This is a genomic window from Pseudonocardia sp. EC080619-01, from assembly GCF_001420995.1.
Lineage (GTDB): Bacteria > Actinomycetota > Actinomycetes > Mycobacteriales > Pseudonocardiaceae > Pseudonocardia.
The window spans coordinates 1,770,083-1,796,287 of record NZ_CP012184.1; the positions used below are offsets into that span (position 1 = coordinate 1,770,083).

Consider the following 26,205-nt stretch of genomic DNA (forward strand, 5'->3'; position numbering starts at 1 on the left):
GGGGCACCGGGGCTCCGCGCCCCACTAGTCACAACTCCTTCACCACGCGGTACGCGGCGGGGCGGGAGCGCCGCCGGCCACGCGGTCGCGTCGACTCGGTGATGATCCAGAAGCCTGGATCCAGGATGTGAGGACGGTAACCACGGCCCCCGGGGCTGTCAACACAGCGTGGCCCCGGCAGCTACCGGCGGGCAGGCCTCCGGGCGGGCTCAGCCCGCTGCGTCCCCCGAGGTCGCGGGCGGGATCAGCCGGTCCCCCGCGAGCCGCGCGGTCTCCGCGATGTGCTCGGCGACGATCGCGATCCGTTCGGTGTTCAGCAGCCGGTTGGGCGTGATCACCCAGAACGTCCGCCGCGCCGACACCTGGTCGTGCAGGACGGGCCGCAACCGATCGTCACCGTGGGCGAGGAAGCAGGGCACGAGCCCCAGCCCGACGCCTCCCGCCGCGGCCTCGACCTGCGCGAACAGGTTGGTCGTACGGAAGACCACGTTCGCCTGGGCGGCGATGTCCTCCGCGCTCTGGAGCTCGGGGAGGTCGAGGAGGGACGCGACGAACCAGACGAGGTCGTGGTCGGCGAGGTCCCGCGGTTGCCGGATCCGCGATCGCGCGGCGAGGTAGGCCGGACTGCCGTACAGACGCAGGTCGTAGTCGCAGAGATGCTCGATCCGGAAACCCGGCCGTTCCGGCCGGTGGATCGTGACGGCGAGATCGAACTCGCCGACCCCGTAGTCGAGCAGATGACTCTTCGTGACCAGCTCGACCTGGATCCCGGGATGGGCGCGGCGGAGCCGGCTGAGCCCCGGCGCGATCACCGCACCACCGAAGCCGTCGGTCGCGACGATCCGCACGGTGCCGCGGGGGCTGTGCCCGTCGTCGGTCACCGCTCCCCGGGCGGCGTCGGCCTCGGCCTCGATCCGCTGCGCGTACGGCAGGAGCCGGCGGCCCGCGGCGGTGGGCGTCCACCCGCGCGGGGTCTTGTCGAACAGGCGCTGGCCGAGCGCCCGCTCCAGTGCGGAGATGCGACGCCGGATCGTCGTGTGCTCGACCCCCATCCGCTCCGCCGCGACGGTGAGCCGGCCGTACCGGGTCAGCTCCAGGAAGTAGCGGAGGTCGTCGAGGTTCACGTGTGCATTCTTGCACAGCCATCGTGCTCAGGTTCGTCTTGAGTGTGCATCTGTGCCTGGTCATAGTGAGCCCGAACTCGACACGAACGGAGCGTGACAATGAGCGTCATCGGATTCGTCGGCCTGGGCAACATGGGTGGCCCCATGGCGGCGAACCTGGTCAAGGCCGGGTACGACGTGCAGGGATTCGACCTCGGCGAGGAGGCGAAGGCCGCGGCCGCCCGCGCCGGCGTGACCGTCGTCTCCTCGGCCGACGAGGCCGCCGAGGGCGCCGACACGCTGGTGACGATGCTGCCGAAGGGCGACCACGTCCGCAGCGTCCTGCTGGGCGACGGCGGGCCGCTGACCCGGCTCAAGCCCGGCGGACTCGTGATCGACGCGTCCTCGATCGACGTCGCCACCAGCCGCGACGTGCACGCCGCGGCCACCGAGCTGGGCCTGCAGGTCCTGGACGCCCCGGTCTCCGGCGGCGTCGCGGGCGCCACCGGCGGCACGCTCACCTTCATGATCGGCGGCTCCGCCGACGCGCTCGCCGCGGCGGGCCCGGTCCTCGACGCGATGGGCTCGAAGTTCTTCCACGTCGGCGACGCCGGCGCCGGGCAGGCGGTCAAGGCCTGCAACCAGATGGTCGTCGGCGCCAGCCTCGTCGCCGTCGCCGAGGCGTTCGTGCTCGCCGAGCAGCTCGGCGTCTCCAACCAGAACCTGTTCGACGTCCTCAGCACCTCCTCGGGCAACTGCTGGGCGCTGCACAACTTCACCCCGCGCCCCGGCCTGGTCGAGGGCTCGGCCGCCGACAACGGCTACGCCCCGAAGTTCGCCGCCGGGCTGCTGGCCAAGGACCTCGGCCTCGCCGCCGCGGCCGCCGCGGACACCGGCGTCGAGCTCGTCGTCGGGCGCGGGGCGCTCGACCAGGTCGGGAAGTTCGCCGAGACCGACGGCGGCCTGGACTCCTCCGCGGTGATCCGGGCCGTCGAGGTCCGGTCCTGAGCAGCCCGCACGCACACGGAAAGGCACACCCCATGAGCACCACCCCCGAGTTCCGCAACTTCATCGACGGCGGCTGGGTCGCCGCCCGCAACGACGAGTGGATCGACGTCGTCAGCCCGCGCAACCGCCAGGTGATCGCCCGCGTGCCGCGCGGCGGCGAGAAGGACGTCGCCGACGCCGTCGAGGCCGCGGGCCGGGCGTTCCCGGGCTGGCGCGACACCGCGCCGCGGGCGCGCGGCCGGCTGCTGCAGCAGATCGCCGACGCGATCGAGCCGCACATCGAGCGGATCGGCCGCCAGATCGCCGACGAGAACGGCAACGCGCTGCGCACCCAGGCCCGCGGCGAGGTCCAGTACGCCGTCGACGTCTTCCGCTACTTCGGCTCGGTCGCGAGCGAGACCAAGGGCGAGACGATCCCGCTCAACGCGCACGTCCTCGACTACTCCCGCCGTGAGCCGATCGGCGTCGTCGGCGCGATCGTCCCGTGGAACGCGCCGGTCCAGCTGGCCTCGATGAAGATCGCCGCGGCGCTCGCCGCCGGCAACTCGCTGGTCCTCAAGGCCGCCGAGGACGCCCCGCTCGCCGTCCTGGAGATCGTGAAGATCTGCGCCGACTTCCTCCCGGCAGGCGTGCTGAACTGCGTCGTCGGCTACGGCACCGAGGCCGGCGAGGCCCTGATCACCCACCCGGCCGTGCGGAAGCTGTCCTTCACCGGGTCCACCGCCGTCGGCAAGCGGGTCATGGCGGCCGCCGCCGAGCGGATCGTTCCCGTCTCGCTCGAGCTCGGCGGCAAGAACCCGCAGATCGTCTTCCCGGACGCCGACGAGGACTGGGTCGTCCAGGGCGTCGTCACCGGCATGCGCTTCGTGCGCCAGGGGCAGTCCTGCACCGCCGGATCGCGGCTGTTCGTGCACCGCTCGATCGTCGACTCGTTCGTCGAGAAGGTCACCGCGCACCTGTCGAAGCTGAAGGTCGGCGACCCGCTCGACGAGGCGACCGACATGGGCGCCGTGGTGAACCAGAAGCAGTACGACCGGGTCTGCAGCTTCATCGACGAGGGCCTGCAGCGCGGGGAGGCCCGGGTCGCGATCGGCGGGCGTCCGCCGTCGGAGGGCCCGCTGTCGGAGGGCTACTACATCGAGCCCACCGTGTTCGTCGGGATCGAGAACGACTGGCGGATCGCCCAGGAGGAGATCTTCGGGCCGGTGCTGTGCGTGATCCCGTGGGACGACGAGGAGGAGGTCGTCCGCATGGCCAACGACACCCACTACGGGCTGTCCGCGTTCGTCTGGACCCACGACCTCGGGAAGGCGCTGCGCACCGCGCACGCGATCGACGCCGGCTGGGTGCAGGTCAACCAGGGCGGCGGCCAGGTGCTCGGGCAGTCCTACGGTGGCTACAAGCAGAGCGGCATCGGCCGCGAGTTCTCGCTCGAGGGCATGCTGGAGAGCTTCACCGAGCGCAAGCACGTCTCCGTCGACACCTCCCACTGAGGCGCGCCATGACCGACGAGACCTTCACCGGCGAGCTCGGCCGGGTCCTGCGTGAGGACCCGCCCGCCGAGCTCGTCGTCGACCGGGTCGCCGTGCAGGACGTCGACGACGTCGCCGTGGTGACGCTGTCGAAGCCCGAGGCCCGCAACGCACTGTCGCTCGCCGCCTGGCAGCGGCTGCGCACCGTGTTCACCGAGCTCGGCGGGCGGGACGGCCTGCGGGCCGTGGTCGTCCGCGGGGCCGGCCCGGACGCACTCGCGGCCGGCGCCGACATCAAGGAGTTCCCGCAGACCCGCCTCGGTGCGGCCGCGGCGACCGGCTACAACGAGTCGATCGCCCGGGCGCTGCGGGCGGTGTCCGCGGTGCCGGTGCCGGTGATCGCGTCCATCCACGGGCTCGCGGTCGGCGGCGGCTGCGAGCTCGCCGCCGCGTGCGACGTCCGGATCGCCTCGACGGCGGCCCGGTTCGGCATCCCCATCGGCAAGCTGGGGGTCACCCTCGGCTACACCGAGACCTCCGCGGTGGCCCGGGTGATCGGCCCGGCCGAGCTGAAGTACCTGCTGTTCAGCGGGGACATCGTCGGTGCGGCCGACGCCCACCGGATCGGGCTCGTGCAGCGGCTCGTCGAGCCGGGCGAGCTGGTCGACACCGTCACCGGCCTGGTCGGACGGATCCGGACCCAGGCCCCGGTCACGATCAGCGCCGCCAAGCTCGTGACGGACATGGCGGGGCGTCCGCTCACCGACGCCGACGCCGACCTGCTGTCGCGGCTGCACGTCGAGGCCTACGACGGGCCGGACCTCCGCGAGGGGGTCGCGGCCTTCGGCGAGCGCCGGGCACCGGTGTTCGGCCGGAAGGGAGAGGACTGACATGGGAGCACTGGACGGGGTCCGCGTCGTCGACCTCACCCGGTACCTGTCGGGACCGACGCTGACGATGCTCCTCGCCGACCTCGGCGCGGACGTCGTGAAGGTCGAGACGCTGCCGAACGGGGACGCCGCCCGCCAGTCGGGACCGTTCACCGGCGGCGAGAGCGTCTACTACATGGCCTCGAACCGCAACAAGCGCAGCGTCGCCCTCGACCTGCGCAGCGAGGCGGGCGCCGAGGCGCTGCGCAGGCTCATCGCCGAGGCCGACGTGTTCGTGGAGAACTTCAAGCCGGGCACCGTGGAGAAGATGGGCGTCGGGGCGGCGGCGATGCGGGAACTGAACCCGCGTCTGGTCTACGTCTCGCTCAGCGGGTTCGGGCAGCGCCCGCCCGGGTCCGAGCTGGCCGGTTTCGACCAGACCGCGCAGGCCATGTCGGGGCTCATGAGCGTGACCGGCACCCCGGAGACCGGCCCGCTGCGGGTCGGAATCGCGGTGGCCGACTCCGCGACCGGCGTGTTCGGCGCGGTCGGCGTGCTGTCCGCGCTCTACGAGCGCGAACGCACCGGGCAGGGCACCGTGGTCGAGGGATCGCTCATGCAGTCGATGCTGACGCTGCTGTCCTACCAGGCCCAGAAGTACCTGAGCCTCGGCGTCACCCCCGGCCAGGACGGCAACGACCACCCGATCATGTTCCCGCAGGGCACTTTCAGGACCGGTGACTCGGCGATGACGCTGGCCTGCGGGAACGAGAAGATGTGGCAGCGGCTCTGCTCCGCACTCGGGAAGCAGGAGTGGGAGCAGGATCCCCGCTTCGCCAGCAACGCCGACCGGATGGCGAACCGGGCCGAGCTGCGCACGCTGATCGAGGAGGTCCTCTCGGCGAAGACCACCGAGGAGTGGCTCGACTCGGTCGGGGCGGCCGGGGTCCCGTGCGGCCCGGTCCTCACCATCCCCGAGGCGCTCGAGCACCCGATCACCGCGGGCCTCGACATGGTGGCCGACGTCGACCACTCGGCGCTGGGCGCGATGCGGGTCCTCGGGCAGTCGGTGAACGTGGGCGCCGCCGATCCGGACTGGCTGCGCAGGCCGGCCCCGATGCTCGGCGAGCACACCGAGGAGGTCCTCACCGCGGCCGGCTACTCGGCCGACGAGATCGACCTCATGGTCGTCGGCGGACACGCGGCGCAGTGGCGGCGCAGCGGGAGCTGACCACGACGACGGCGGGCCCGGGACACCGTCCCGGGCCCGCCGTCGTCGGAGCTCACGCCTCGATGGTGCCGGCGAGCGAGGTCACCAGCTTCTCGGCCGCGTTCCCGAGGTGCTGCCGGACCGCGGCCTCAGCGGCGTCGGCGTCGCGGGCCTGCAGGGCACGGGCGATCTCGGCGTGCTCCTGCCACGCGCTGTCGAACACGGTCGTGGTGTGCAGGACACTCACCATCGCCCGCTCCACGATCGACCACACCGGCACGATCGCCCGCTGGTAGTGCTCGTTCCGGGACGCGGACAGGATCGCCATGTGGAACTCGCGGTCGGCGGCGAGCAGCTTCTCCGCGTCGTAGGACGCGAACGCCTCGCCGTGGGTGTCCACGATCGTCCGGATCCGGCGCAGGTCCCGGTCCGAGCCGTGCTCGGCGGCGTTGCGGACCGCGCGCGACTCCAGCGCGAGGCGTACCTCGTACACCTGCCGCACGTCGGTCTCGGTCAGCGGGCGGACCGCCACTCCCCCGCCGGGCAGCGACTCGAGCAGGCCCTCGGCGACGAGGTCGGGGATCGCCGCGCGGATGGGCATCCGGCTCACGCCGAGCTGGCGGGCGACCTGGACCTGGTTCAGCTTCCCCTCGGGGATCTCGGCGAGCGCGATCGCCAGCCGGAGCCGGTCCCGCACCGTCCGCACGAGCGTCGTCGTGTCGCGTGGTGGCAGCTGCTCCAGCGCCGACCCCCGCGACGGCGGGTTCCCGGCCGGGTCGGCATCGTCGGTTGTGCTCGCCATGGACGCACGCACCTTTCGTCGTCTTCGCGGCCAATCTAGCAGCAGCGAGGTTCCTGGATCCCCGAGCCACATCGGCCCGGACACGCGGCCGCCCCCGTCCCGGCTCGTGGCCGGACGGGGGCGGGAGGCCACGTCGCCGGCCGATCGGACCGGCGGAGACGGCGGGTGCGGATCAGGCGGTCTCGGTGATCTTCCGGTCGACCCACGGCATCATGTCGCGCAGCCGGGCACCGACCTGCTCGATGCCGTGCTCCTTGCCCTCGGCGCGCAGGCGCAGGAAGTTCGGGCGGCCGTTGTCGTCCTCCGCGATCCACTCCTTCGCGAAGGTGCCGTCCTGGATCTCGGTGAGGATCCGGCGCATCTCGCGACGGGTGTCGTCGTTCACGATCCGCGGGCCGCGGGTCAGGTCGCCGTACTCGGCGGTGTCGCTGCAGGAGTAGCGCTGACGCGCGATGCCGCCCTCGTAGACGAGGTCGACGATCAGCTTCATCTCGTGCAGGACCTCGAAGTAGGCGATCTCGGGCTGGTAGCCGGCCTCGACGAGGGTGTCGAACCCGGCCTGGATCAGCGCCGAGGCGCCGCCGCACAGCACGGCCTGCTCACCGAACAGGTCGGTCTCGGTCTCCTCGGCGACGGTCGTCTCGATGACCCCGGCCCGGGTGGCGCCGAGCGCCTTCGCGTAGGCGAGCGCGAGCTGCTTCGCGGAGCCGCTGCCGTCCTGCTCGACCGCGACCAGCGCGGGGACCCCGTGCCCGTCGGCGAACTGGCGCCGGACCAGGTGGCCGGGCCCCTTCGGCGCGACCAGCGCGACGTCGACGCCCTCGGGGGCGGCGATGTAGCCGTACCGGACGTTGAACCCGTGGCTGAAGATCAGCATGTTGCCGGGCGCGAGGTTCGGGGCGATCTCGTCCGCGTACAGCGTGCGCTGGACGGTGTCCGGCGCCTGGATCGAGACCACGTCGGCCTCGGCGGCGGCCGCGGCCGGGGTGACGACCCGCAGGCCCTCCTCCTCGGCCTTGGCCCGCGACCTCGACCCCTCGGGCAGGCCGACGCGGACGTCGACGCCGGAGTCCCGCAGGCAGAGCGCGTGGGCGTGGCCCTGGCTGCCGTACCCGATGACGGCGACCTTCCGGCCCTGGAGCAGCCCCAGGTCGGCGTCGGCGTCGTAGTGGACGGTGGCGGTCATCGATTCACTCCTTGTCGGACGGTCGTGCGGCCCCGGTGCTGCGGGGCCGGGGACGAACGTACTCCGTATCGGCTCCTGGATCCAGGAGACAGGATCAGAAGTTCGCGCTCGTGTCTTGAGTCACCTGAGGATCCATGGTTATCCTTGATCCTGGATCCACGCTACTGAGCCTCTCGTGGCCCAGCCACGGTCCGCACGAGAACCGAAAGGTCCGTTCCCGAACATGGTTGACACCGTCGTTACCCCGAGGCAGAAGCTCGCGGAACCCGCGGCCGGCACGCGCGCCGCCGTGGTCGACTGCGACACCCACCCGATCCTGCCGTCGGCCCGCGATCTCCTCCCCTACCTCGACGAGTACTGGGGTGACCAGCTGATCGGCGCACTCGCGCCGTACTACGACCCCAGCTACCACCCGCGGGGGTCGAACATCGCGCAGCTGCCGGATGCGCGCACCGACGACAACGGCCGGGCGTCCACCCGGGTCGAGGACTTCGTCGCCGACGTCTTCGCCGACGGGCGCACCGACTACGCGATCCTCAACTGCCTCTACGCCGTCCAGCAGATGCACCAGCCGCGCCGCGAGGCCGCGCACGCCAGGGCGCTGAACGACTGGGTCGCCCACGAGTGGCTGGCGCAGGACTCGCGCCTGCGGGCCTCGATCGTCGTGCCGCAGGGCACCCCGGAGCTGGCCGCCGAGGAGATCGACCACAGGGCAGGCGACGACCGGTTCGTGCAGGTACTGCTGCTCGGCCAGTCCGAGCTGCTCTACGGCCGTCAGATCAACTGGCCGATCTGGGAGGCCGCGCACCGCAACGGGCTGCCGGTCACCATCCACATCGGAGGCGTGTTCCGCCAGGCCCCGACGTCGGTCGGCTGGCCCACCTCGTACCTCGAGTGGTACGTCGGCCAGCAGTCCAACCTGGAGGCCCAGATCAACTCGATCGTCTCCGAGGGCGTGCTGCAGAAGTACCCGGACACCAAGGTCGTCGTCAGCGAGGTCGGGTTCAAGTGGCTCCCGCCCTTCGTCTGGAAGTTCGACAAGCTCTGGAAGAGCTACCGGCCCGACATGCCGTGGCTGGACCGCGCGCCGTCCGAGTTGATCCGCGACCACTTCCGGTTCACCACCGCCCCGTCCGACGGCGCCGAGCAGGCCGGCGGCCTGGACACCGCGGTCGAGCGCATGGGCAGCGACCGGATGCTCGTGTTCTCCAGCGACTACCCGCACCACCACACGACCGGCCCGCACGCGATCGCGAACGGCACGACCGACCCCGAGCTCATCGAGCGCATCTACCGGCACAACGCCTGGGACCTCTACAACCTCAGCGTCCCGGCCGACGAGTGAAAGGCGACATCACCATGACGGTCATCGACCACGCTCCCGCCACCGCGCCGGTGAGCACGCCCGTCCTCGGTACGGGCATCTTCGACGTCGACATCCACCCGGTCCCCAAGGAAGGCCTCATCGCCGGCTACCTGCCGGAGCGGTGGCGGCGCCACATCGCCGAGTACGGCGTGCGCACCACGAACGGCCTGTCCACGGTCACGGAGTACCCGCAGATGTACGGCGGGGCCATGCGCAACGACTCGTGGCCCGACGACGGGACCTACCCCGGTTCGTCGCTCGACCTGATCCGGTCCCAGCTGCTCGACCCGTACGACATCACCATCGGTGTGCTCCAGTGCCTGGCCCCCGGCGGCCAGACCCTGAACCCGGCGAGCCAGGCGCTCGACCCGCGGCTCGCGCACGTGCTGACCCAGGCCATCAACGACTGGCAGCTCGAGCACATCGTGTACCCCGAGCCGCGGCTGCGGGCCTCCGCGCCGGTCGCCTTCGAGGCCGCCGACCTGGCCGTCGAGGAGATCGAGCGGGTCGGGTCGAACCCGGGCGTCGTGTCGCTGCTGGGCCTGAGCAAGACCCTGGAGCCGCTGGGCAGCCGCCGGTACTGGCCGATCTACGAGGCCGCCGTCGCGCACGGCCTGCCGATCCAGTTCCACCTCTCGCAGGGCGGCGGGCACGCCAACACCGGGACCGGCTGGACCTCGTACCACACCGAGTACCACGTCGGGCACACCCAGAGCCTGCAGTCCCAGATGCTCAGCCTGATCCTCACCGGGACGTTCGACCGCTTCCCGGACCTGAAGGTCATGTTCGTCGAAGGCAACGTGCTGCACTTCGCGCCGCTGGCCGAGCGGCTCGACTACCACTGGAGCAACCTGCGCAGCGAGGTCGCCGACCTGCAGCGCAAGCCCTCGGAGTACATCCGCGACCACATCTGGGCCTCCACCCAGCCGATCGACGAGCCGGAGAACCCGCGCCACCTCGCCGAGATGATCGAGGAGTTCTGCCCGGACAACGTGGTGTTCGCCTCCGACTACCCCCACTTCGACTTCGACTCCCCGGAGACGGTCTTCCCGGCCTCCTTCCCCGAGGAGATGAAGCAGAAGATCATGCGCGACAACGGGCTGAAGTTCTTCGGCCTGGACGGGTGAGCACACCATGACCAAGTACGCAGTCGCCAACGTCGCCGACATCGCGCCGGGCGAGCGCAAGATCGTCGAGATCGAGAGCCGCAAGGTCGGCGTGTTCAACGTCGACGGCGAGTACTACGCCCTGCTCGACCAGTGCCCGCACGCGGGCGCCGCGCTGTGCAGCTTCGGCACCGTCTTCGGGGTCTCCGAGTCCGAGGCCCCCGACACGCCGATCACCTACGAGCGCAACCGGTCCATCCGGTGCCCGTGGCACGCGTGGGAGTACGACATCCGCACCGGTGAGTCGTTCTTCGACCCGCGCAACGCGCGAGTCCGCAAGTACACCGTCGAGGTCGTCGCCGGGTCCCCGGAGGACACCGTCGACCCCGAGGGCGGTGTGCAGAAGGGCCCCTACGTGATGGAGGGGTACGAGGTGTCGATCGACGGCGACATGGTCGTCGTCGACACCAGCCGGCGCCGGCCCGCACGCGGGCCCCGCGCGCAGGCCACGACCGGCCGGGCCTGACCGGCCCGGTCCCAGCCCGCCGGGCCGGCGCGACCCGCCGGCCCGGCGGCGGCCCGTCCCGCACTCCCCTGGTCCGCCCGCTCCGTACAGCGCCGTCCGGCACCCGCCCGCGCTGTCGGCTCGTCCCGCGAAACGGATGATCCTGATGCCGAACACTCCCCGCAGCGCTCCCGCCGAGGTGCGCGTGCTCGTCGCCGAGATCCAGCTCGAGGCCACCGGCGTCGTCTCCGTCCGCCTGGAGCCCGCCGTCGGCGACAAGCTGCCCGCCTGGGACCCGGGCGCCCACATCGACCTCGTGCTCGGGCCGGACCTGGAGCGGCAGTACTCGCTGTGCGGGGACCCGACCGACCTGCGCAGCTGGCGGATCGGCGTGCTGCGCGAGCCGGAGAGCCGCGGCGGCTCCGCGCACGTCCACGAGAAGCTGGTCGTCGGCGACGAGGTGCTGTGCCGGGGCCCGCGCAACAACTTCACCCTCGACGACGCCGACGACTACCTGTTCATCGCCGGCGGCATCGGGATCACCCCCATCCTGCCGATGATCTCCGCCTGCGAGGCCGCCGGGAAGCCGTGGCGACTCGTCTACGGTGGCCGGGCCGAGGAGTCGATGGCCTTCCGGTCCGAGCTCGCGGCCCACGGCGACCGGGTCACGATCTGGCCGCAGGACGCGAAGGGCCTCATCGATCTGGACGGCCTGCTCGGCACCCCCGCTCCCGGGACGCACGTCTACTGCTGCGGCCCCGGTGTCCTTCTCGACGCCGTCGAACAGCAGTGTGCGACCTGGCAGGCCGGCACCCTCCACCTCGAGCGCTTCCGCCCCAAGGAGGGCGCGCTGGACGGCGAGAACTCCGCGTTCGAGGTCGTCCTCGACTTCTCCGACATCAGCATCACCGTGACGCCGGACCAGACCGTCGCCGAGGCGATCGAGGCCGCCGGGGTCGACGTCCCCACCTCGTGCCGGGAGGGCACGTGCGGGACCTGCGAGACCGTCGTGCTGGAGGGGGAACCGGACCACCGCGACTCGTTCCTCACCCCGGAGGAGAGGGCGTCGAACGAGGTCATGATGGTCTGCTGCTCGCGGGCGTGCTCCGCGCGGCTCGTGCTCGATCTCTGACGGTCCCCGCCTCCCCCTCAGCGGTCCCCCGCGCCGCGGCCGAGCCGCAGCGCCGACACGAGGAAGAAGACGCCGCCGAGCGTGGCGTAGCCGGCCACGTTCACGAGCGTCGGGTCCGCCGCCCCCGCCATGAGCAGGAACCCGGTGCCGGCGAACACCGAGATGCCGCCGCTGAGGACCATCGGCCACTGCCCGCCGAGCGCACGCCTGCCGATCCCGACGACCAGCTGGACCAGTCCGGCGACGACGGCCCACACACCCCAGACCCGCAGGACGTCGGGAACGCCCGACGCCGCGGCGACGCCCAGCCCGATCGCGGCGAGCAGGCTGACCGCGACGTTCAGGTACAGCCCCCGGGGTGCCGGCGCCGGGCGCGAGGCCCGGGCGTCGACGACGGCGCAGGCCACGTCGAACAGCGGGTACAGCACGACCAGGACGGCCACGACCGGCCCGAGGTCCGGCCCGGTCACGACCAGCAGGACCGCCCAGACGATCGCGAACGCGAACCGGACGAGGTAGAGGCGCCGTAGTGCCGGAGCGGATCCGGTGACGGCGGGTGTGGTGACGGCGGTGCTCACGGCGGCTCCTCGGAGGTCTGGGTGCGGAGGCCTCGCCTCCACAAGGGAGAACGTTCTGTCTCTCTACGACGTAGTCGTGTCAGGCTCCCGCCGCGAAAGCAAGACCGAACGTTCTTTCTGCTAGCCTCCGTCGTATGGCACGCGGCAGCAGCGACCGACCGTCCGAGCCCCGCTCGCGGCTGCTCGGCACCGCGAGCCGGATCTTCTACGCCGAAGGCGTGCACTCGGTCGGGGTCGACCGGATCCTCACCGAGGCGGGCACCACCCGGGCGACATTCTACCGGCACTTCCCCGGCAAGGAGGACCTGGTCGTCGCCTACCTCGAGGCCGCCGACCAGCAGCTGCGGGCGCGTTTCGAGCAGAGCCGGGCGGACCGCGGGACGGCGGAGGACGTCCTGCGCGCCGTCGCCGCCGACATCGCCGGGGACATCGGGAGCCCCGGCTTCCGCGGCTGCGCCTTCCTCAACGCGGCGGCCGAGTACCCGGACCCGTCGCACCCGGTGCACCGGCGGATCGTCGCCCACCGCGAGTGGTTCCTCGGCGCCGTCTCGGAGCTGTTCGCGCAGGTCGGGGACGGCCTGGCCGAACCCGCCGGCCGGCACTTCGTCATGCTGCGCGACGGTGCGATGGCGGCCGGCTGCCTGTCCGATCCGGCGACCGTGGGACGGACCTTCCTCGACGGTGTCGAGGGTCTCCTCTGGTCCCGCTCCGTCCCCGGTGCCCTGCGGGGCTGAGGCCCGGCAGTCGACCGGACGACCCGGCTGCGGGACGCCGATTCCCGGTCGGTCCGCCGTCGGAACGTGATGCCGTCGCCCACCGGCGGCCGGCCTCACCCACCGCGTCCCCCGGTCAGCCGTCGACGATCTCACACAGCACCATGCGCGCGGCCACCGACGACCCGACCGCCATCGCGCCGCCACGCACCACACCCGCGCGGTGGGCGAGCACCGGGTTCTCCATCTTCATCGCCTCGACGACGACGATCAGCTCACCCTTCTCGACGACCTGACCGTCCTCGACGGCGACCTTCACCACCGTGCCCTGCATGGGCGCGGTGACCGCGTCCCCGGCGACGTCGGCCGCCTCGGTCCGCCTCAGCTCGGCGGACTCGCGGCGGATCGTCGCGGCGCGCTCCGCCGCCAGCGTCGTCAGCCCGGGGGCGTCGACCGTCATGAGCCGGCGTCCGACACGGACCGTCAATCGCTCGCCGGTCGGCTCGGGCTCGCGGACGAGCTCGCCGGCGTGCTGCTCGATCCACCGGTTGTGCACGGCGAACGCCGGGTCCCCGACGAAGTCGGGGTGCTCGATGATCGCGGCGTAGACCCCGAGCGGGGTGGGAGCGCCCTCGATCCGGGCCTCACCGAGCGCCCGGCGGGCCCGGCGCAGCGCCTCGCCGCGGTCGCGACCGGTCACGACCAGCTTGGCGAACATCGAGTCGAAACGACCGTCGACGGTGTCGCCCTCGACGACGCCGGAGTCCACCCGGATGCCGGGTCCGGCGGGCATCCGGTAGCGGGTCAGCGTGCCCGGGGCGGGCACGAAGTTCCTCGCCGGGTCCTCGGCGGTCAGCCGGAACTCGACGCTGTGTCCGCGCGCCACGGGCGCCTCGCCGGTGAGCGGGGCGCCCGCGGCGATCCGGAACTGCTCGGCGACGAGGTCGACGCCGGTGCTCTCCTCGGTGACCGGGTGCTCGACCTGCAGCCGGGTGTTGACCTCCAGGAAGGACAGCGTGCCGTCGTCGCCGAGCAGGTACTCGACCGTCCCGGCGCCGACGTAGCCCGCGGCCCGGCAGATCCGCTCGGCCGAGGTGCGCAGCTCCTTGTCCTGTGCCTCGGTGAGGAACGGTGCCGGGGCCTCCTCGATCAGCTTCTGGTTGCGGCGCTGGATCGAGCAGTCCCGCAGTCCCACGACGAGGACGGTGCCGTGGGAGTCCGCGAGGACCTGGGCCTCGACGTGCCGGGCCCGGTCGAGGAAGCGCTCCACGAAGCACTCGCCGCGGCCGAACGCCGCGGCGGACTCGCGGGTCGCTGCCGCGAAGGCCTCCGCGACCTCCGTCTCCTCGTGCACGACCTTCAGCCCCCGGCCACCACCGCCGAAGGCCGCCTTGATCACCAGTGGGAAGCCGTGCTCGCGGCCGAACGCGACGATCTCGTCGGCGTCCCCGGCCGGGTCGGTGGTGCCGGGGGCGAGCGGCGCCCCCACGTCGACGGCGATGCGGCGCGCGGAGACCTTGTCGCCGAGCTCGCGGATGGTCCGGGGCGGTGGGCCGATCCAGACGAGGCCGGCGTCGGTCACGGCCTCGGCGAAGTCGGCGTTCTCGGACAGGAAGCCGTAGCCGGGGTGCACGGCCTCGGCTCCGGACTCCAGTGCGGCCGCCACCAGGGCGTCGACGTCCAGATACGTCGAGGCGGCGTCGTCACCGTCGAGGGCGACCGCCTCGTCCGCCTCGCGGACGTGCAGCGCACCGGCGTCGGGGCGGCCGTGCACGGCGACGCTCCGCAGTCCGGCGTCACGGGCGGCGCGGATGACGCGGACGGCGATCTCGCCGCGGTTGGCCACGAGGACCGAACGCAGCGGGACCCGGGGTTCATCGGTCAGCACGGGGAACCGTTCTCCTTTCCGGTGGGAGCGCCCGTGAGCGCGGGGACGACCTCACGGGCGAACTCCACGATGTTGCGGTCGAGGTCGTCGGCGGAGCAGGCGGGCGCGAACAGCACGGTCTCGGCGCCCGCCTCCCCGTACTCGGCCAGCCGGCCCGCCACCTTGGCGGGGGTGCCCGCGGGCACGTAGCGGGACAGCCGGCCGAAGTCCTGGTCGTAGATGCCGCGCAGGGTGTCGTACGCGCCGCGGCGGGCGGCCTCGCCGTCGGCGCCGACGGCCGCCCAGCAGAAGGCGGCGCCCCGGACCGGGGCCCGGCCGGGCGGGGCCGCGGGGTGCTCCCGGATCGTCGCGAGCCCGTCGGCGACGTGCTCGGGGGTGACCATGTACGGCATCCAGACGTCGGCGGAGCGGGCCGCGCGCCGGAACGAGGCGGGCTTGCGGCCGCCCACCCACAGCGGGATCCGTCCGCGTGCGGGGGCGGGGTCGAGCGCCACGTCGTCGAACCGGGCGAAGCGCCCGTCGTGGGTCACCCGCTCGCCGGCGAACAGCCGGGTCATGACCTCGAGTGCCTCGTCCGTGCGGGCCCCGCGCTCGGCCGGGTCGACGCCGCAGGCGCGCAGCTCGGCGGGGTTCTCCCCGCCGACGCCCACGCCGAGCGAGAAGCGGCCGCCGCTGATCCCGTCGAGCGTGGCGGCCATCTTCGCGGCGAGCGCCGCCGGGTACGTCGGGAGCAGGGTGACGGCGCTGAGGAGCCGGATCCGGCTCGTGGCGCCGGCCGCGGCCGACAGCGCGACGAACGCGTTCGGCACCGGGCCGTGGAAGAACACGTGCTCGCCACAGGCCAGCAGGTCGTACCCCAGCTCCTCGGCCCGCACGGCGAGCGGGACGACCTGGTCGAGCGTGACCTGGGGCGGGATCATCAGGCCGAACCGCATGCTCACGCCTCTCCCGCCCGCGCCAGCACGCCCCGGGCCATCGCGACGTGCACGGCGTCGACCATCTGCCCGTCGATGACCGCGACGCCGGCGCCCGAGGCCGCCAGCACCTCGCGGGCGTGGCCCACCTCCTCGGCGGAGGGCGTGAACACGGCGTGGGCGGCCTCGACCTGGGTGGGGTGCAGGCAGATCTTGCCGCGGTAGCCCAGGTCGCGGGCCTGCTCGGCGTCGGTGCGGAACCGCTCCACCTCCCGCACGGCGACGACCGCCTGGTCGACGGCGGGCACCGCCGCCAGGTGCGCGGACAGGCAGACCCGGCTGCGGGCGTAGAGGACCTCGGTGCCGTCTGCGGTGCGGCGGCCGCCGAGGTCGGCGATCAGGTCCTCGGCCCCGAAGTACGCGGCGTCCGGTCCCGCCTCCAGCAGCGGGCGCGCGTCGGCCACCCCGCGGGCGCTCTCGATCCCGACCACCACACGGGTGTCCGGCGGCAGCGCCGACCGCACCCGGTCGAGCTGCTCGACCCGCTCGTACTTGGGCAGCACCGCACCGTCCACCGTCTCGGCGAGATCCGCGACGGCGGCCACGTCGGCCTCGTGCCACGGGGTGCCGGGCGGGTTGACCCGCACGAGCACCGTCCCGGCTCCGGGGCGGGCCTCGCGCAGGGCCGCGGAGGCCGCCGCGCGCGCCTGCTCCTTGTCCGCGGGGGCGACGGCGTCCTCGAGGTCGACGACGACGGCGTCCGGCCGGGAGCGGGCGACCTTCGCCAGCATCTCCGGCCGACCGCCCGGGACGAACAGCAGGCTCCGCACGGTCAGCGGGTCGCGCGTGCTCATGCCACGCCCTCCCGGACCACGAGGGCCTTGAGGGTCGCGTCGATCACGACGGCGTCGTCCTGGTTCCTGACGACGAACGAGCAGGTCACCACGCCGCGGTCGGTGCCCTTCGGCTCGACGGCCACCACCTCGGTCTCCACCCGCACGGTGTCGCCGATGACCGTCGGCGACACGAACCGGAGCCGGTCGATGCCGTAGAAGGCCTTCATGGCGTCCGGCCGGAACTCGACGAGGCCGAGCGCGACCGACAGGACCAGCGCGCCGTGCGCGATGCGCTGCCCGAAACGGGGGTCGGCCGCGGCGAACTCGACGTCGGTGTGCAACGGGTGCCAGTCCCCGCTGAACATGGAGAAGGTGACGATGTCGGTCTCGGTGATGGTGCGCGACCGGCTGCCGTGCCGGTCGCCGACGCCGATCCCTTCGAGGAAGTCGGAGATCACGGGGTGCTCGCTCCTGTCGTTCCGGTCATGTCGCTGCTGGCCCGGTCGACGTCCTGCTGCCGGATCGCCAGCACGCAGAGCAGCGACAGCACCGACAGCGCGGCGACGTAGGCCGAGACGCTCGACGAGGTGCCGGTGGCCGCGACCAGTGAGGTCGCCACCAGCGGCGCGATCGCCCCGCCCAGCATCACGCCGATCTGGTAGCTGGCCGACGAGGCGCTGTAGCGGACGCTGGCGTCGAACAGCTCGGTGATGAAGGTGGCCTGCGGTGCGTAGGACACCGCGAACAGCAGGGAGCTGACGACGTAGGCGAGGACGACCAGGACCGCGCTGCCGCTGTCGATCGCCCAGAACGTCGGGAAGATCCAGATCGCCTGCAGCGCGAGCCCGACGACGAGGAGCTTCTTCCGGCCGTGCTGCTGGGCGAGCACCCCGAGCACCGGCAACGCCATGATCGCCACGGCGGAGCCGGCGAGGACGGCGAGCAGCATGGTGCCGTTGGTCTGGACCTGCGTCGCCTTGGCGTAGGAGAGGCTGAAGGCGTTGACGATGTAGAAGTACGCGCCCGTGCTGATCATGAGCCCGGTGCCCAGGACGAGCTGCTTCGGGTAGCGGCGCACCGCGTCCGCGAGCGGGGCCCGCACCGTGCGCTTCTCGGTCCTGACGGTGCGGAAGACCGGGGTGTCCTCGAGCTTGGCACGTACGAACAGCCCGACGACGACGAGCACGATGCTGATCAGGAACGGGATGCGCCAGCCCCAGCTGAGGAAGTCCTCCTCGGGCAGCTGCGACACCCCGAGGAAGGCCAGCGTGGCCAGGAACAGCCCGGCGGGCACGCCCATCTGCGGCAGGCTGCCGAACAGGCCGCGCTTCTTCGGGTCGGCGTACTCGACCGCGGTCAGCACGGCACCGCCCCACTCGCCGCCGACACCGATCCCCTGCACCACGCGCAGCAGCACCATCAGGATCGGCGCCGCCACCCCGATCGAGGCGTAGGTGGGCAGCAGACCCATGAGGAACGTCGCGACGCCCATCATGGACAGCGACAGGACCAGCATCTTCTTGCGGCCCAGCCGGTCGCCGAAGTGACCCATCACCAGCCCGCCCAGCGGCCGGGCGGCGAAGCCGACCGCGAAGGTGCCGAAGGCGGCCAGGGTGGCCGCCACCGGGTCGGCCCCGGGGAAGAACAGCTGGCCGAGGACCAGGCCCGCGGCAAGGCCGTAGATCTGGAAGTCGTACCACTCGATCGTGGTGCCGAGCAGGACCGCGGCTGCCACTCGCCGGCGCTGGACACGGCCGGTCGGGTCGGCCGGCCGGCTCGTCTCCGGGCTCGTCGCCGGGACGGGTTCACTGGTCACGGAGCACTCCTTCGTGCTGGACGTCGATCAGTCGTCCGCAGAGCCGGTCGGCCTGCGGTGCATGAGGCCGGTCCGCCGGGCGCGGCAGACCAGCTCGTCGCGCTGGTTGAACGCGCGGTGCTCGAACACGACGAGCCCCGCGGCGGGCCTCGACCTCGAGGCCCGGGACTCGACGACCTCGGTCTCGACCCGGACGGTGTCGCCGTGGAAGACCGGCTTGGGGAACGTCACCCGGTCGACGCCGAGCTGGGCGACGATGGTGCCCAGCGTCAGCTCCGGCACCGACAGGCCCACGACGAGCGCGACGGTGAACATGCTGTTCACCAGGGGCTTGCCGAACTCGGTGCCCTCGGCGTAGTCGAAGTCCAGGTGCAGCGGCGCCGGGTTCATCGTCATCGTGGTGAAGAGGATGTTGTCGGTCTCGGTGACCGTGCGCCGGGTCGCGTGCTGCACGACGGTCCCCACCTCGAGCTCCTCGAACCACCTGCCGGTGGCGGGGCGGTGGTCGGACGTGCCGGTCGCGGACATCAGGTCTCCTGCGGGTGGAAGCGGTCGTCGGTGAAGTCGGGGGCCCTGCGTTCGACGAACGCCCCGAGCCCCTCGGCGATGGTCGGGCTCTCCAGGTGCTCGACGAGCGCGGCGCGTTCCGCGGCCAGCGCGGGGACCGCGGGAGCCTCCAGGGCCGCCCGGTGGAGCGCCGAGGTCCGGAACAGGGCGTCCGGGCTGTGCCGGGCGAGCCGGGCGACGAGGGCGTCGAGCGTCTCGTCGAGCTGGTCGGCGGGCGCGTGGTGGCTGACCAGGCCCCACCCGGCGGCGGTCCGTCCGTCGATCATCTCGCCGGTGTAGGACAGCCGCCGTGCCAGTGGCGCCGGGAGCACCCGCGGCAGGCGCACCGAGCTCCCCGCGCCGGGGATCAGGCCGTACTCGAGGTGGCGGTCGCCGATCCGCGCGTCGTCGGCGGCGACGGCGAGGTCGCAGGCCAGCATGATCTCGAAGCCGCCCGCCAGCGCGTAGCGGCCGATCACGGCGACCGACACGAACGGCGCCGCCTCGATCCGGTCCAGCACGGCACCGATGGAGCCGATGTAGGCGTCGGTGCGCGCGGGGTCGCCGAGCAGGGTCCGCAGGTGCGGGAGGTCCGCTCCCGCCGACAGCGTGCCGCCGGCGCCGCGCACGACGAACACCGTCGCGCGCTGCTCCAGCGCGGTGTCCACGGCCGAGTCCAGACCGGCGATCACCGCCGGGCTCAACGCGTTCTGTGCTTCGGGACGGTCGATCAGGACGCGGGCCACGCGACCCTCGACGGCGACCCGGACCGGCCCGCTCACGAGCGCACCACGGCCACGCCGGCCTTCTCCCGGTCCCACAGCTCGGCGAGCCGCTCGCGGGCGCCGACCATCAGTTTGTACTTCTCGATCTTCTCGGAGGGGGTCTTGGGCAACACGTCGATCACGTCCAGGTAGCGGGGAACCATGTAGTAGGCCATGTGCTCGGCGCAGAAGCCGATCAGCTCGGCGAAGTCGATCTCCGCGCCCTCGGCCGGCACGAGGTAGGCCATGACCTCGTCCTCGCCCAGCTCGGAGGGGACGGGTACGGCAGCGGCCTCGACGACGGCGGGGTGGCGGCAGAGCACCGTCTCCACCTCGAAGGCGGAGATGTTCTCCCCGCGCCGGCGGATGGCTTCCTTCTTGCGATCGGCGAAGACGAGGTAGCCCTGCGCGTCGAGCCGGCCGCGGTCCCCGGTGTGGAACCACAGGTCGGTCGTCGCCGCGACGGTGGCCTCGGGCATCTTGTAGTAGCCGAGCATGACGCTGCCGCGCTCCCGGGGACGGATGCAGATCTCCCCGATCTCGCCGAGCGGCAGCGGGCGCCGCTCGTCGTCGACGATCTCGACCTCCATGTCCTCGCGGACCCGCCCGGCGCTCCCGGCCCGGTCCCGCGGGTCGTCCGGGCCGAGGATCGTGACCGCGCAGTTCTCGGTCATCGCGAACACCGAGGTCGTCGCCCCGATGCCGAAGCGGTCGGCGAACGTCGCGGCCAGCTCGGGTGAGGTCGGCACGGTCATCGCCATCCGCACCCGGTGGTCGCGGTCCCGTGGGGACTCCGGCTGCTGGAAGAGGATGTTCGCCATGGCGCCCAGCGCGTTGAACACCGTGGCCCCGGTGTCACGGACCTCGTCCCAGAACCGCCGCGCCGAGAACCGGGTCCCGAGCGCCACCGACGCGTCCGCCCACAGCGCCGCGTAGACCGTGTAGTAGAGCGCGTTGGCGTGGAACAGCGGCAGGCACGTGTAGAGCACGTCGTCGGGCCGGTAGCCCGACACCGCCGCCAGCCTGCTGCCGACGGCGTGGCCCTGCGAGTGCGGTGCCACCACGCCCTTGGACGGCCCCGTGGTCCCCGACGTGTACATGATCAGGTGCGGGTCGCCGTGGCGGACACCGGACATCCCCGCCGGATCGTCGGCGGGCAGCCCGGTGAACGCGGCGAGGTCCCCCGGTCCGAGGACCTCCCGGACCAGTGGCGCCTCCGCCCGCACCTGGTCCACCCGGACCCGGTAGCCGTCCTCGGCGCAGACCAGGACCGAGTCCGACTGCGCGAGCAGGTAGGCCAGCGCGTCGCCTCTCGCCGCGGTGTTCAGCGGCACCGCGACGGCACCCAGCTTCCCGAGTCCCCAGATCGCCCAGAGCAGCTCGGGGCGGTTGTCGAGGAGCAGCGCGACGTGGTCGCCGCGGCCGATCCCCCGGCGCCGGAAGCCCTCCGCGAAGCGGTTGGTGACCTCGTGCGCGTCGGCGTAGGTCCAGCGGGTGCCGGCGAACAGGAGGAAGGGGCGGTCCCCGACCGTGGCGGCCTTGCGGGCCAGGATCGCGCCGATGGTCCGGTCCTGCAGGGGGAGTCCGGTCACGATCGCGCCTTCGCGATGGCCTCCGTGACGACGGCGAGCGCGCCCGCGTCCTCCATCGCGCTGGTGTCCCCGCTCGGCCTGCCGTGCACGACGAGGTCGCGCAGCAACCGCCGCATGGTCTTGCCGGTACGGGTCTTCGGCAGGGCCGGCGTGAGGTAGACCGTATCGAGCCGGGCGTAGCCACCGAGCTCGCCGACGACCCGCCGCTTGATGTCCTCCTCGACCGTGTCGGTCGGACCGTCCGTCGCGACGGTGGCCGGCGCCAGCGTCACGAAGGCGATCGGCACGGTCCCCTTGGTGTCGTGCGGGACCCCGACCACCGCGGCCTCGACGACCGCGGAGTGCGCGGTCACGACGGCCTCGATCTCCATCGTCGAGATCCGGTGCGCCGCCACGTTGATCACGTCGTCGGCGCGGCCGAGTACCCAGAGGTGCCCGTCGTGGTCGACCACGGCCTCGTCGTTGGTCTGGTAGTGGCCGGGGAAGCGGCTGAAGTAGGTGTCGAGGTAGCGCTGGTGGTCGTCCCAGACGGTGCGGGCCAGCGTCGGGAACGGCTGGGTCAGGACGAGGTTGCCCTTGACCCCCGGCGGGACGGGCTCGCCGTCGTCGTCGAGTACCGCGTACTCGTGGCCCGGCACGGCGGTGCCGACCGAACCCGCCTTGAGCGGTTCGGCACCGTGGACCGGATACGTCCAGGTCGAGCCGGTCTCGGTCTGCCCGTAGGCGTTGACCACCGGGACGTCGAAGGTCGCGCTCGTCCAGCCGAAGGTGTCCGCGTCGAGCGGCTCACCCTGCATGGTGATGAGCGCGAGGTCCAGCGGATGCGCGGCGGCGAGCTCGTCCCCGAACTTGCGCAGCATCCGCGCGAGGGTGGGCGCCGCCAGCACCTTGGTGACCCGGTGGCGTTCACAGATCTCGTAGAAGCGCGCCGTGGTGGGGGTGTCGAGCGCGCCCTCGAAGCACGCGATGGTCATCCCGTTGGCCAGCCCCCCGATGACGGCCTGGATGGGGAAGGTCAGCCAGCCGACGTCGGCGGCCACCCAGTACACGTCGCCGGCCTCGTAGCCGACCTGCCAGTGGGCGTTGGCCCAGGTGCCGAGCAGGAACCCGGCGACGCTGTGCACGACGCCCTTGGGCGTGGACTCCGTCCCGCTGGTGAAGATCAGGAACGAGGGCTCGTTCGGGTCGAGCGGGACGGCCGGGGTGCCGGCCGCTCCCGCCTCCAGCACCGCGGCGTACGCGTGCTCGCCCTGCTCCAGTGCGACGCCGTCACCGGTGCGGTCGACGACGACGGTGGACTCCAGGGTCGGCACCCGCTTGCGGGCGGCGCGCAGCGTCTCCAGCAACGGCACCCGCCGGCCTCGCCGGTAGCTCGCGTCCGCCACCAGCACCGCCTTGGCGCGGGAGGACTCCAGCCGGGAGGAGACGGCCTCCTCGCCGAACCCGGAGAACAGGACGGTGTAGATCGCGCCGATCCGGTTGCAGGCGTGGATCGCGGTGAACGCCTCGATGAGGTTGGGCATGTAGATGCCCACGACGTCGCCCTTGCCGACGCCGAGCTCCACCAGGCCGGCGGCCAGGCGGGAGACCTCGTCGGCCAGCTCGGCGTAGGTGAGGGTGCGGACCTCGCCGGGCTCGCCCTCCCAGATCAGCGCGCGGCGGCCTGCGGTCCCGGGGTCCTCCGCCCAGCGGTCGACGCAGTTGTCCGCGACGTTGATCCGTCCGCCCTCGAAGTAGCGGAAGTCGGTGATCCCGCCGGAGCGGACGGACTCCCAGGGCTGCGACCAGCGCTGGCGCCTCGCCACCCACTCCCAGTACTCGTCGGCGGAACCGAGGGCGCGGACCTCGGCGAGCTCGTCGACCCGCTCCTGGACGGTCCACCGTGCGGGCAGCGGCTGCAGCGGGGTGGCGATGAGCTGCGCGAGCGGGTCACCGTCGGGACCGGGGACGCTCGTCGAGGTGTGTGAAGACATCGTTGTCCTTCCTCGGGACGGGTGGTCAGACCGGGCTGACCGGGTGATGACGGCGGTCGGCCGGCCGGGACCAGCGGTCGGCGTCGACCATGCGGGCGGCCAGCTCGGCACGCAGCCGTCCGGGCTCGACGACGGCGTCGACGACCAGGTCGCTGCCCATCCGCAGCAGGTTGAGGTCGGCGTTCTGCTCGACCGTGCGGGCCTCGACGAACGCGGCACGCTCGGTCTCGTCGGAGATGGCCGCGATCTTGTTGGCGTAGACGGCGTTGACCGAGGCCTCGGCCGCCATCGGCCCGATGACGGCGGTGGGCAACGCGAGCGTGGCGCGGGGCTCGAAGCCGGGTGCGCACATCGCGTAGTAGCCGGCGGCGTAGGCCTTGCGCAGGACGACGGTGTACTTCGGCACGTCGGCCGAGGCCATCGCCACGATCATCTTCGCGCCGTGCCGGATGATGCCCTGGCGCTCGACCTCGACGCCCACCATGAACCCGGGGACGTCCTGCAGGAACACCAGGGGGACGCCGAACGCGTCGCACAGGGAGACGAACCGCGCCGCCTTGTCCGCGGAGTCGACGAAGATCGCGCCGCTGCGCACGCTGGGCTGGTTGGCGACCAGGCCGATCACGCGTCCGTCGAGCCTCGCGAACCCGACGACGATCTCCTCGGCCCAGCGGGCCTTGATCTCGAAGAACGAGTCCGCGTCGACCAGCCCGTCGATGACGTCCCGGACGTCGTAGGCGGTGTTCGGGTCCATCGGCACCACGTCGCCCAGCGGCCGCTCCGGTGCCTCGCCGGCGATCCGCGCCGGCGCCGAGCGGAAGCCGTCGGGCAGGTACGACAGCAGCAGCCGCGCCGCGGCGACCGCCTCCCAGTCCGAGTCGAAGACCTCGTCACCGCACCCCGAGACCGACGCGTGCATCATCGCGCCGCCCATCTCCTCCGGCGTGGTGACCTCACCGGTGACCTTCTCGGCCACCCGCGGGCTGGCCAGGTACATCGAGGCGTTGCCGTTCACCATCCCGACCCAGTCGCAGAAGGCGGGCATGTAGGCCCCGCCCGCCGCCGACGGACCGTGCAGGCAGCAGATCTGCGGGACCCGGCCGGACAGCCTCACCTGCAGGTTGAAGATCGCCGACGCTCCGCGCCGGCCCGGGTAGAAGCCCATCTGGTCGGTGAGCCGGCCACCCGCCGAGTCCACCAGGTAGACCACCGGGAGCAGGTCCCTGTCGGCCCGCTCGAGGATGCGGATCTGCTTCTCGCAGGTCAGCTCCCCCCACGAGCCCGCCTTGACGGTGAAGTCGTGGGCGATGACCGCGACCGGCCTGCCCTCGACGCGACCCACACCCGTGACGACGCCGTCGGCGGGCAGGGCCTCCGCCGCGGCGGTGGCCAGCAGGCCGTCCTCGACGAACGACCCCGGGTCGAACAGGACCGCCAGCCGCTCACGGACCGGCAGCTTGCCGGGCCACCGGGCCGGGTCTCCCCCGCCCAGCGCCCGCCCGGCGGCGTCCACCACGTCCTGCGCCGTCGGAGCACCCGGGGCGACGGCGCCCTCGTCCACCGCCGTCATCAGGCGCCCTTCATGGACTTGGACAGGATCTCCAGCTGCACCTCGTCGGTCCCGCCGCCGATGCGCAGGATCCGCGCGTCGCGGTAGTGGCGGGCGACGGGCGTCTCCTCGACGAACCCGGCACCACCGAAGAGCTGCACCGCGTCGTCGATGATGCGGTTCGCCGCCACGGCGGCCAGGTACTTCGCGCGCGCCACCGAGACCGGCGCCTCGGGGTGGCCGGCGTCCATCCGTGCCGCGGCCTGGTAGGTGACCAGCCGGGCGGCGTCGAGATCGATCTCCATCGTCGCGACCCGGTGCCGGACCGTCTGCAGACCGGTCAGCGGCGCGCCGAACGCCTCCCGCTCGCGCACGTGGGCCCGGACCAGGTCGAGGCACTCGGCGGCCTGCCCGATCCCCATGCCCGCCAGGGCGATCCGCTCGAGCTGGAACCCCTCCATGATCTGGTGGAACCCGAGGTTCTCGGCACCGACGACCGCGTCGTGCGGCACGACGACGCCGTCGAGGACGACCTCGCGGGTGTCCGAGGAACGCCAGCCCATCTTCGTCAGCGGCGAGCCGAACGACAGCCCGGGCGCGTCCTTCGGCACCTCGAACAGCGTGATCCCCGAATGGCGGGGCCCTCCCGAGCGGGCGCCGACGATCAGCACGTCGGCCAGGCCCGCGTTGGTGATGAACATCTTGCGGCCGTCGATGACCCAGCCGTCGTCGGTGCGCCGGGCCTTCGACGTCAGGCCCGCGACGTCCGAGCCCGCGCCGGGCTCGGTGACCGCGATGGCGGCGACGGCCTCGCCCCCGGAGATCCGGGACAACCAGCGGTCCCGCTGCTCCGGCGAGCCGTTCCGGGCCAGGTGCGGTGCGGCCATGTACGAGCTCACCAGCGGCGTGATCGCGATACCCGCGCTGGCCCGGGACAGCTCCTCGGCGACGATCGCGACGGCGAGCGCGTCCCCCTCGGACCCACCGTGCGACTCCGGGATCGACAGCCCCAGCAGGCCCGCCTTGGCCAGCGACGCCCAGAGCTGGACGGGGAACGTGCCGGCCTCCTCGGCGGTGTCGACGAGCGGGCGGACCTCGCGGTCGGTGAAGTCCCTGCAGGACTCGCGGAAGAGCACGTGATCCTCATCCAGTTCCCACATGCAGATGTGCACCGCCTCACATATCTTACTTACCGGTCGGTCAGATTTTTCGCAGACGCGGCCCGGACTTGTCAAGGCCGTCGGTCCGGGACCGGCCGACTACGGTGGAGCGGGCAC

Annotated in this window: 24 protein-coding genes; 9 read left to right on the forward strand and 15 right to left on the reverse strand. The window is 72.5% G+C overall.

Annotation, left to right across the window (positions count from 1 at the left end; all coding sequences use genetic code 11):
- Window positions 1–209: 209 nt before the first annotated feature.
- Window positions 210–1,124 carry a LysR family transcriptional regulator gene (locus AD017_RS08120; RefSeq protein WP_060573821.1) on the reverse strand — a complete coding sequence of 305 codons (915 nt, stop codon included), beginning with the start codon at window positions 1,122–1,124 and terminating at the stop codon, window positions 210–212.
- A 99-nt stretch (window positions 1,125–1,223) separates the two neighbouring features.
- On the opposite strand from AD017_RS08120, the gene mmsB reads away from it, so the two are divergent.
- The 4 genes from mmsB to AD017_RS08140 are packed head-to-tail and all read left to right on the forward strand — an operon-like array spanning window position 1,224 to window position 5,683.
- Window positions 1,224–2,111, forward strand: a complete 888-nt coding sequence (gene mmsB / locus AD017_RS08125; RefSeq protein WP_060573822.1) for a 3-hydroxyisobutyrate dehydrogenase — start codon at window positions 1,224–1,226, stop codon at window positions 2,109–2,111.
- Between the two features lie 32 nt (window positions 2,112–2,143).
- Window positions 2,144–3,604 carry an aldehyde dehydrogenase family protein gene (locus AD017_RS08130; RefSeq protein ID WP_060573823.1) on the forward strand — a complete coding sequence of 487 codons (1,461 nt, stop codon included), beginning with the start codon at window positions 2,144–2,146 and terminating at the stop codon, window positions 3,602–3,604.
- A gap of 8 nt (window positions 3,605–3,612) precedes the next feature.
- A complete protein-coding gene (locus tag AD017_RS08135; protein WP_060573824.1) occupies window positions 3,613–4,473 on the forward strand; it encodes an enoyl-CoA hydratase/isomerase family protein in 861 nt (286 codons plus the stop codon).
- A 1-nt stretch (window position 4,474) separates the two neighbouring features.
- Window positions 4,475–5,683 carry a CaiB/BaiF CoA-transferase family protein gene (locus AD017_RS08140; protein ID WP_010229149.1) on the forward strand — a complete coding sequence of 403 codons (1,209 nt, stop codon included), beginning with the start codon at window positions 4,475–4,477 and terminating at the stop codon, window positions 5,681–5,683.
- A gap of 52 nt (window positions 5,684–5,735) precedes the next feature.
- Here AD017_RS08140 and AD017_RS08145 read toward each other — a convergent pair whose 3' ends face one another.
- Window positions 5,736–6,464: a GntR family transcriptional regulator gene (locus AD017_RS08145; RefSeq protein ID WP_010229150.1), complete on the reverse strand. Its 729-nt coding sequence runs from the start codon at window positions 6,462–6,464 to the stop codon at window positions 5,736–5,738.
- A 172-nt stretch (window positions 6,465–6,636) separates the two neighbouring features.
- A complete protein-coding gene (gene ilvC / locus AD017_RS08150) occupies window positions 6,637–7,650 on the reverse strand; it encodes a ketol-acid reductoisomerase (RefSeq protein WP_010229152.1) in 1,014 nt (337 codons plus the stop codon).
- Window positions 7,651–7,873: 223 nt separating this feature from the next.
- Here ilvC and AD017_RS08155 point away from each other — a divergent pair, with 223 nt between their 5' ends.
- The 4 genes from AD017_RS08155 (at window position 7,874) to AD017_RS08170 (ending at window position 11,759) form a co-directional block, all read left to right on the forward strand.
- Window positions 7,874–8,995, forward strand: a complete 1,122-nt coding sequence (locus tag AD017_RS08155) for an amidohydrolase family protein (protein ID WP_060573825.1) — start codon at window positions 7,874–7,876, stop codon at window positions 8,993–8,995.
- Between the two features lie 14 nt (window positions 8,996–9,009).
- Complete coding sequence (locus tag AD017_RS08160) at window positions 9,010–10,143, forward strand: amidohydrolase family protein (RefSeq protein WP_060573826.1); 1,134 nt, start codon at window positions 9,010–9,012, stop codon at window positions 10,141–10,143.
- A gap of 7 nt (window positions 10,144–10,150) precedes the next feature.
- Window positions 10,151–10,648 carry a Rieske (2Fe-2S) protein gene (locus AD017_RS08165; RefSeq protein ID WP_060573827.1) on the forward strand — a complete coding sequence of 166 codons (498 nt, stop codon included), beginning with the start codon at window positions 10,151–10,153 and terminating at the stop codon, window positions 10,646–10,648.
- A 145-nt stretch (window positions 10,649–10,793) separates the two neighbouring features.
- Entirely contained in the window at window positions 10,794–11,759 is a 966-nt protein-coding gene (locus tag AD017_RS08170; protein WP_060576300.1) for a PDR/VanB family oxidoreductase, read from the forward strand.
- Between the two features lie 17 nt (window positions 11,760–11,776).
- Here the strand turns inward: AD017_RS08170 and AD017_RS08175 are convergent, their stop codons facing one another.
- Window positions 11,777–12,337, reverse strand: coding sequence for a hypothetical protein (locus AD017_RS08175; protein ID WP_060573828.1), 561 nt, complete (start codon window positions 12,335–12,337; stop codon window positions 11,777–11,779).
- 134 nt (window positions 12,338–12,471) lie between these two features.
- Here AD017_RS08175 and AD017_RS08180 point away from each other — a divergent pair, with 134 nt between their 5' ends.
- Window positions 12,472–13,071: a TetR/AcrR family transcriptional regulator gene (locus AD017_RS08180; protein ID WP_060573829.1), complete on the forward strand. Its 600-nt coding sequence runs from the start codon at window positions 12,472–12,474 to the stop codon at window positions 13,069–13,071.
- A 115-nt stretch (window positions 13,072–13,186) separates the two neighbouring features.
- On the opposite strand, the gene AD017_RS08185 is transcribed toward AD017_RS08180, so the two are convergent.
- Genes AD017_RS08185 through AD017_RS08235 form a run of 11 tightly spaced genes read right to left on the reverse strand, consistent with a single transcriptional unit; the run spans window position 13,187 to window position 26,064 of the window.
- A complete protein-coding gene (locus tag AD017_RS08185) occupies window positions 13,187–14,938 on the reverse strand; it encodes a biotin carboxylase N-terminal domain-containing protein (RefSeq protein ID WP_060573830.1) in 1,752 nt (583 codons plus the stop codon).
- Window positions 14,932–15,873 carry an LLM class flavin-dependent oxidoreductase gene (locus tag AD017_RS08190; protein WP_060573831.1) on the reverse strand — a complete coding sequence of 314 codons (942 nt, stop codon included), beginning with the start codon at window positions 15,871–15,873 and terminating at the stop codon, window positions 14,932–14,934. The genes AD017_RS08185 and AD017_RS08190 overlap by 7 nt, the downstream gene beginning before the upstream one ends.
- A gap of 2 nt (window positions 15,874–15,875) precedes the next feature.
- A complete protein-coding gene (locus AD017_RS08195) occupies window positions 15,876–16,706 on the reverse strand; it encodes a CoA ester lyase (protein WP_060573832.1) in 831 nt (276 codons plus the stop codon).
- Entirely contained in the window at window positions 16,703–17,146 is a 444-nt protein-coding gene (locus AD017_RS08200) for a MaoC/PaaZ C-terminal domain-containing protein (protein WP_060573833.1), read from the reverse strand. The genes AD017_RS08195 and AD017_RS08200 overlap by 4 nt, the downstream gene beginning before the upstream one ends.
- Window positions 17,143–18,504, reverse strand: coding sequence for an MFS transporter (locus tag AD017_RS08205; RefSeq protein WP_227012693.1), 1,362 nt, complete (start codon window positions 18,502–18,504; stop codon window positions 17,143–17,145). Before AD017_RS08205 ends, AD017_RS08200 begins: the two co-directional genes overlap by 4 nt.
- A 27-nt stretch (window positions 18,505–18,531) precedes the next feature.
- The gene (locus AD017_RS08210; RefSeq protein WP_010231787.1) at window positions 18,532–19,032 is read right to left on the reverse strand and encodes a MaoC family dehydratase; all 501 of its coding nucleotides are present in this window, start codon (window positions 19,030–19,032) and stop codon (window positions 18,532–18,534) included.
- Window positions 19,032–19,832, reverse strand: a complete 801-nt coding sequence (locus tag AD017_RS08215; protein ID WP_227012694.1) for an enoyl-CoA hydratase/isomerase family protein — start codon at window positions 19,830–19,832, stop codon at window positions 19,032–19,034. Before AD017_RS08215 ends, AD017_RS08210 begins: the two co-directional genes overlap by 1 nt.
- Window positions 19,829–21,406 carry an AMP-binding protein gene (locus AD017_RS08220; RefSeq protein WP_060573835.1) on the reverse strand — a complete coding sequence of 526 codons (1,578 nt, stop codon included), beginning with the start codon at window positions 21,404–21,406 and terminating at the stop codon, window positions 19,829–19,831. The genes AD017_RS08215 and AD017_RS08220 overlap by 4 nt, the downstream gene beginning before the upstream one ends.
- Window positions 21,403–23,379: an AMP-binding protein gene (locus tag AD017_RS08225; RefSeq protein WP_060573836.1), complete on the reverse strand. Its 1,977-nt coding sequence runs from the start codon at window positions 23,377–23,379 to the stop codon at window positions 21,403–21,405. Before AD017_RS08225 ends, AD017_RS08220 begins: the two co-directional genes overlap by 4 nt.
- A 25-nt stretch (window positions 23,380–23,404) precedes the next feature.
- Window positions 23,405–24,949: an acyl-CoA carboxylase subunit beta gene (locus tag AD017_RS08230; protein ID WP_060573837.1), complete on the reverse strand. Its 1,545-nt coding sequence runs from the start codon at window positions 24,947–24,949 to the stop codon at window positions 23,405–23,407.
- Window positions 24,949–26,064: an acyl-CoA dehydrogenase family protein gene (locus AD017_RS08235; RefSeq protein ID WP_082539063.1), complete on the reverse strand. Its 1,116-nt coding sequence runs from the start codon at window positions 26,062–26,064 to the stop codon at window positions 24,949–24,951. Before AD017_RS08235 ends, AD017_RS08230 begins: the two co-directional genes overlap by 1 nt.
- Window positions 26,065–26,205 lie beyond the last annotated feature (141 nt).

What these genes read in the sequence shown, in the direction of transcription:
- AD017_RS08160 (WP_060573826.1), top strand. Translation starts at nt 9,010, where the DNA reads ATGACGGTCATCGACCACGCTCCCGCCACCGCGCCGGTGAGCACGCCC.
- AD017_RS08135 (WP_060573824.1), top strand. Translation starts at nt 3,613, where the DNA reads ATGACCGACGAGACCTTCACCGGCGAGCTCGGCCGGGTCCTGCGTGAG.
- AD017_RS08195 (WP_060573832.1), bottom strand. Translation starts at nt 16,706, where the DNA reads ATGAGCACGCGCGACCCGCTGACCGTGCGGAGCCTGCTGTTCGTCCCG.
- AD017_RS08165 (WP_060573827.1), top strand. Translation starts at nt 10,151, where the DNA reads ATGACCAAGTACGCAGTCGCCAACGTCGCCGACATCGCGCCGGGCGAG.
- AD017_RS08190 (WP_060573831.1), bottom strand. Translation starts at nt 15,873, where the DNA reads ATGCGGTTCGGCCTGATGATCCCGCCCCAGGTCACGCTCGACCAGGTC.
- mmsB (WP_060573822.1), top strand. Translation starts at nt 1,224, where the DNA reads ATGAGCGTCATCGGATTCGTCGGCCTGGGCAACATGGGTGGCCCCATG.
- AD017_RS08130 (WP_060573823.1), top strand. Translation starts at nt 2,144, where the DNA reads ATGAGCACCACCCCCGAGTTCCGCAACTTCATCGACGGCGGCTGGGTC.
- AD017_RS08225 (WP_060573836.1), bottom strand. Translation starts at nt 23,379, where the DNA reads ATGTCTTCACACACCTCGACGAGCGTCCCCGGTCCCGACGGTGACCCG.
- AD017_RS08140 (WP_010229149.1), top strand. Translation starts at nt 4,475, where the DNA reads ATGGGAGCACTGGACGGGGTCCGCGTCGTCGACCTCACCCGGTACCTG.
- AD017_RS08180 (WP_060573829.1), top strand. Translation starts at nt 12,472, where the DNA reads ATGGCACGCGGCAGCAGCGACCGACCGTCCGAGCCCCGCTCGCGGCTG.
- AD017_RS08230 (WP_060573837.1), bottom strand. Translation starts at nt 24,949, where the DNA reads ATGACGGCGGTGGACGAGGGCGCCGTCGCCCCGGGTGCTCCGACGGCG.
- AD017_RS08155 (WP_060573825.1), top strand. Translation starts at nt 7,874, where the DNA reads ATGGTTGACACCGTCGTTACCCCGAGGCAGAAGCTCGCGGAACCCGCG.
- AD017_RS08170 (WP_060576300.1), top strand. Translation starts at nt 10,794, where the DNA reads ATGCCGAACACTCCCCGCAGCGCTCCCGCCGAGGTGCGCGTGCTCGTC.
- AD017_RS08145 (WP_010229150.1), bottom strand. Translation starts at nt 6,464, where the DNA reads ATGGCGAGCACAACCGACGATGCCGACCCGGCCGGGAACCCGCCGTCG.
- ilvC (WP_010229152.1), bottom strand. Translation starts at nt 7,650, where the DNA reads ATGACCGCCACCGTCCACTACGACGCCGACGCCGACCTGGGGCTGCTC.
- AD017_RS08210 (WP_010231787.1), bottom strand. Translation starts at nt 19,032, where the DNA reads ATGTCCGCGACCGGCACGTCCGACCACCGCCCCGCCACCGGCAGGTGG.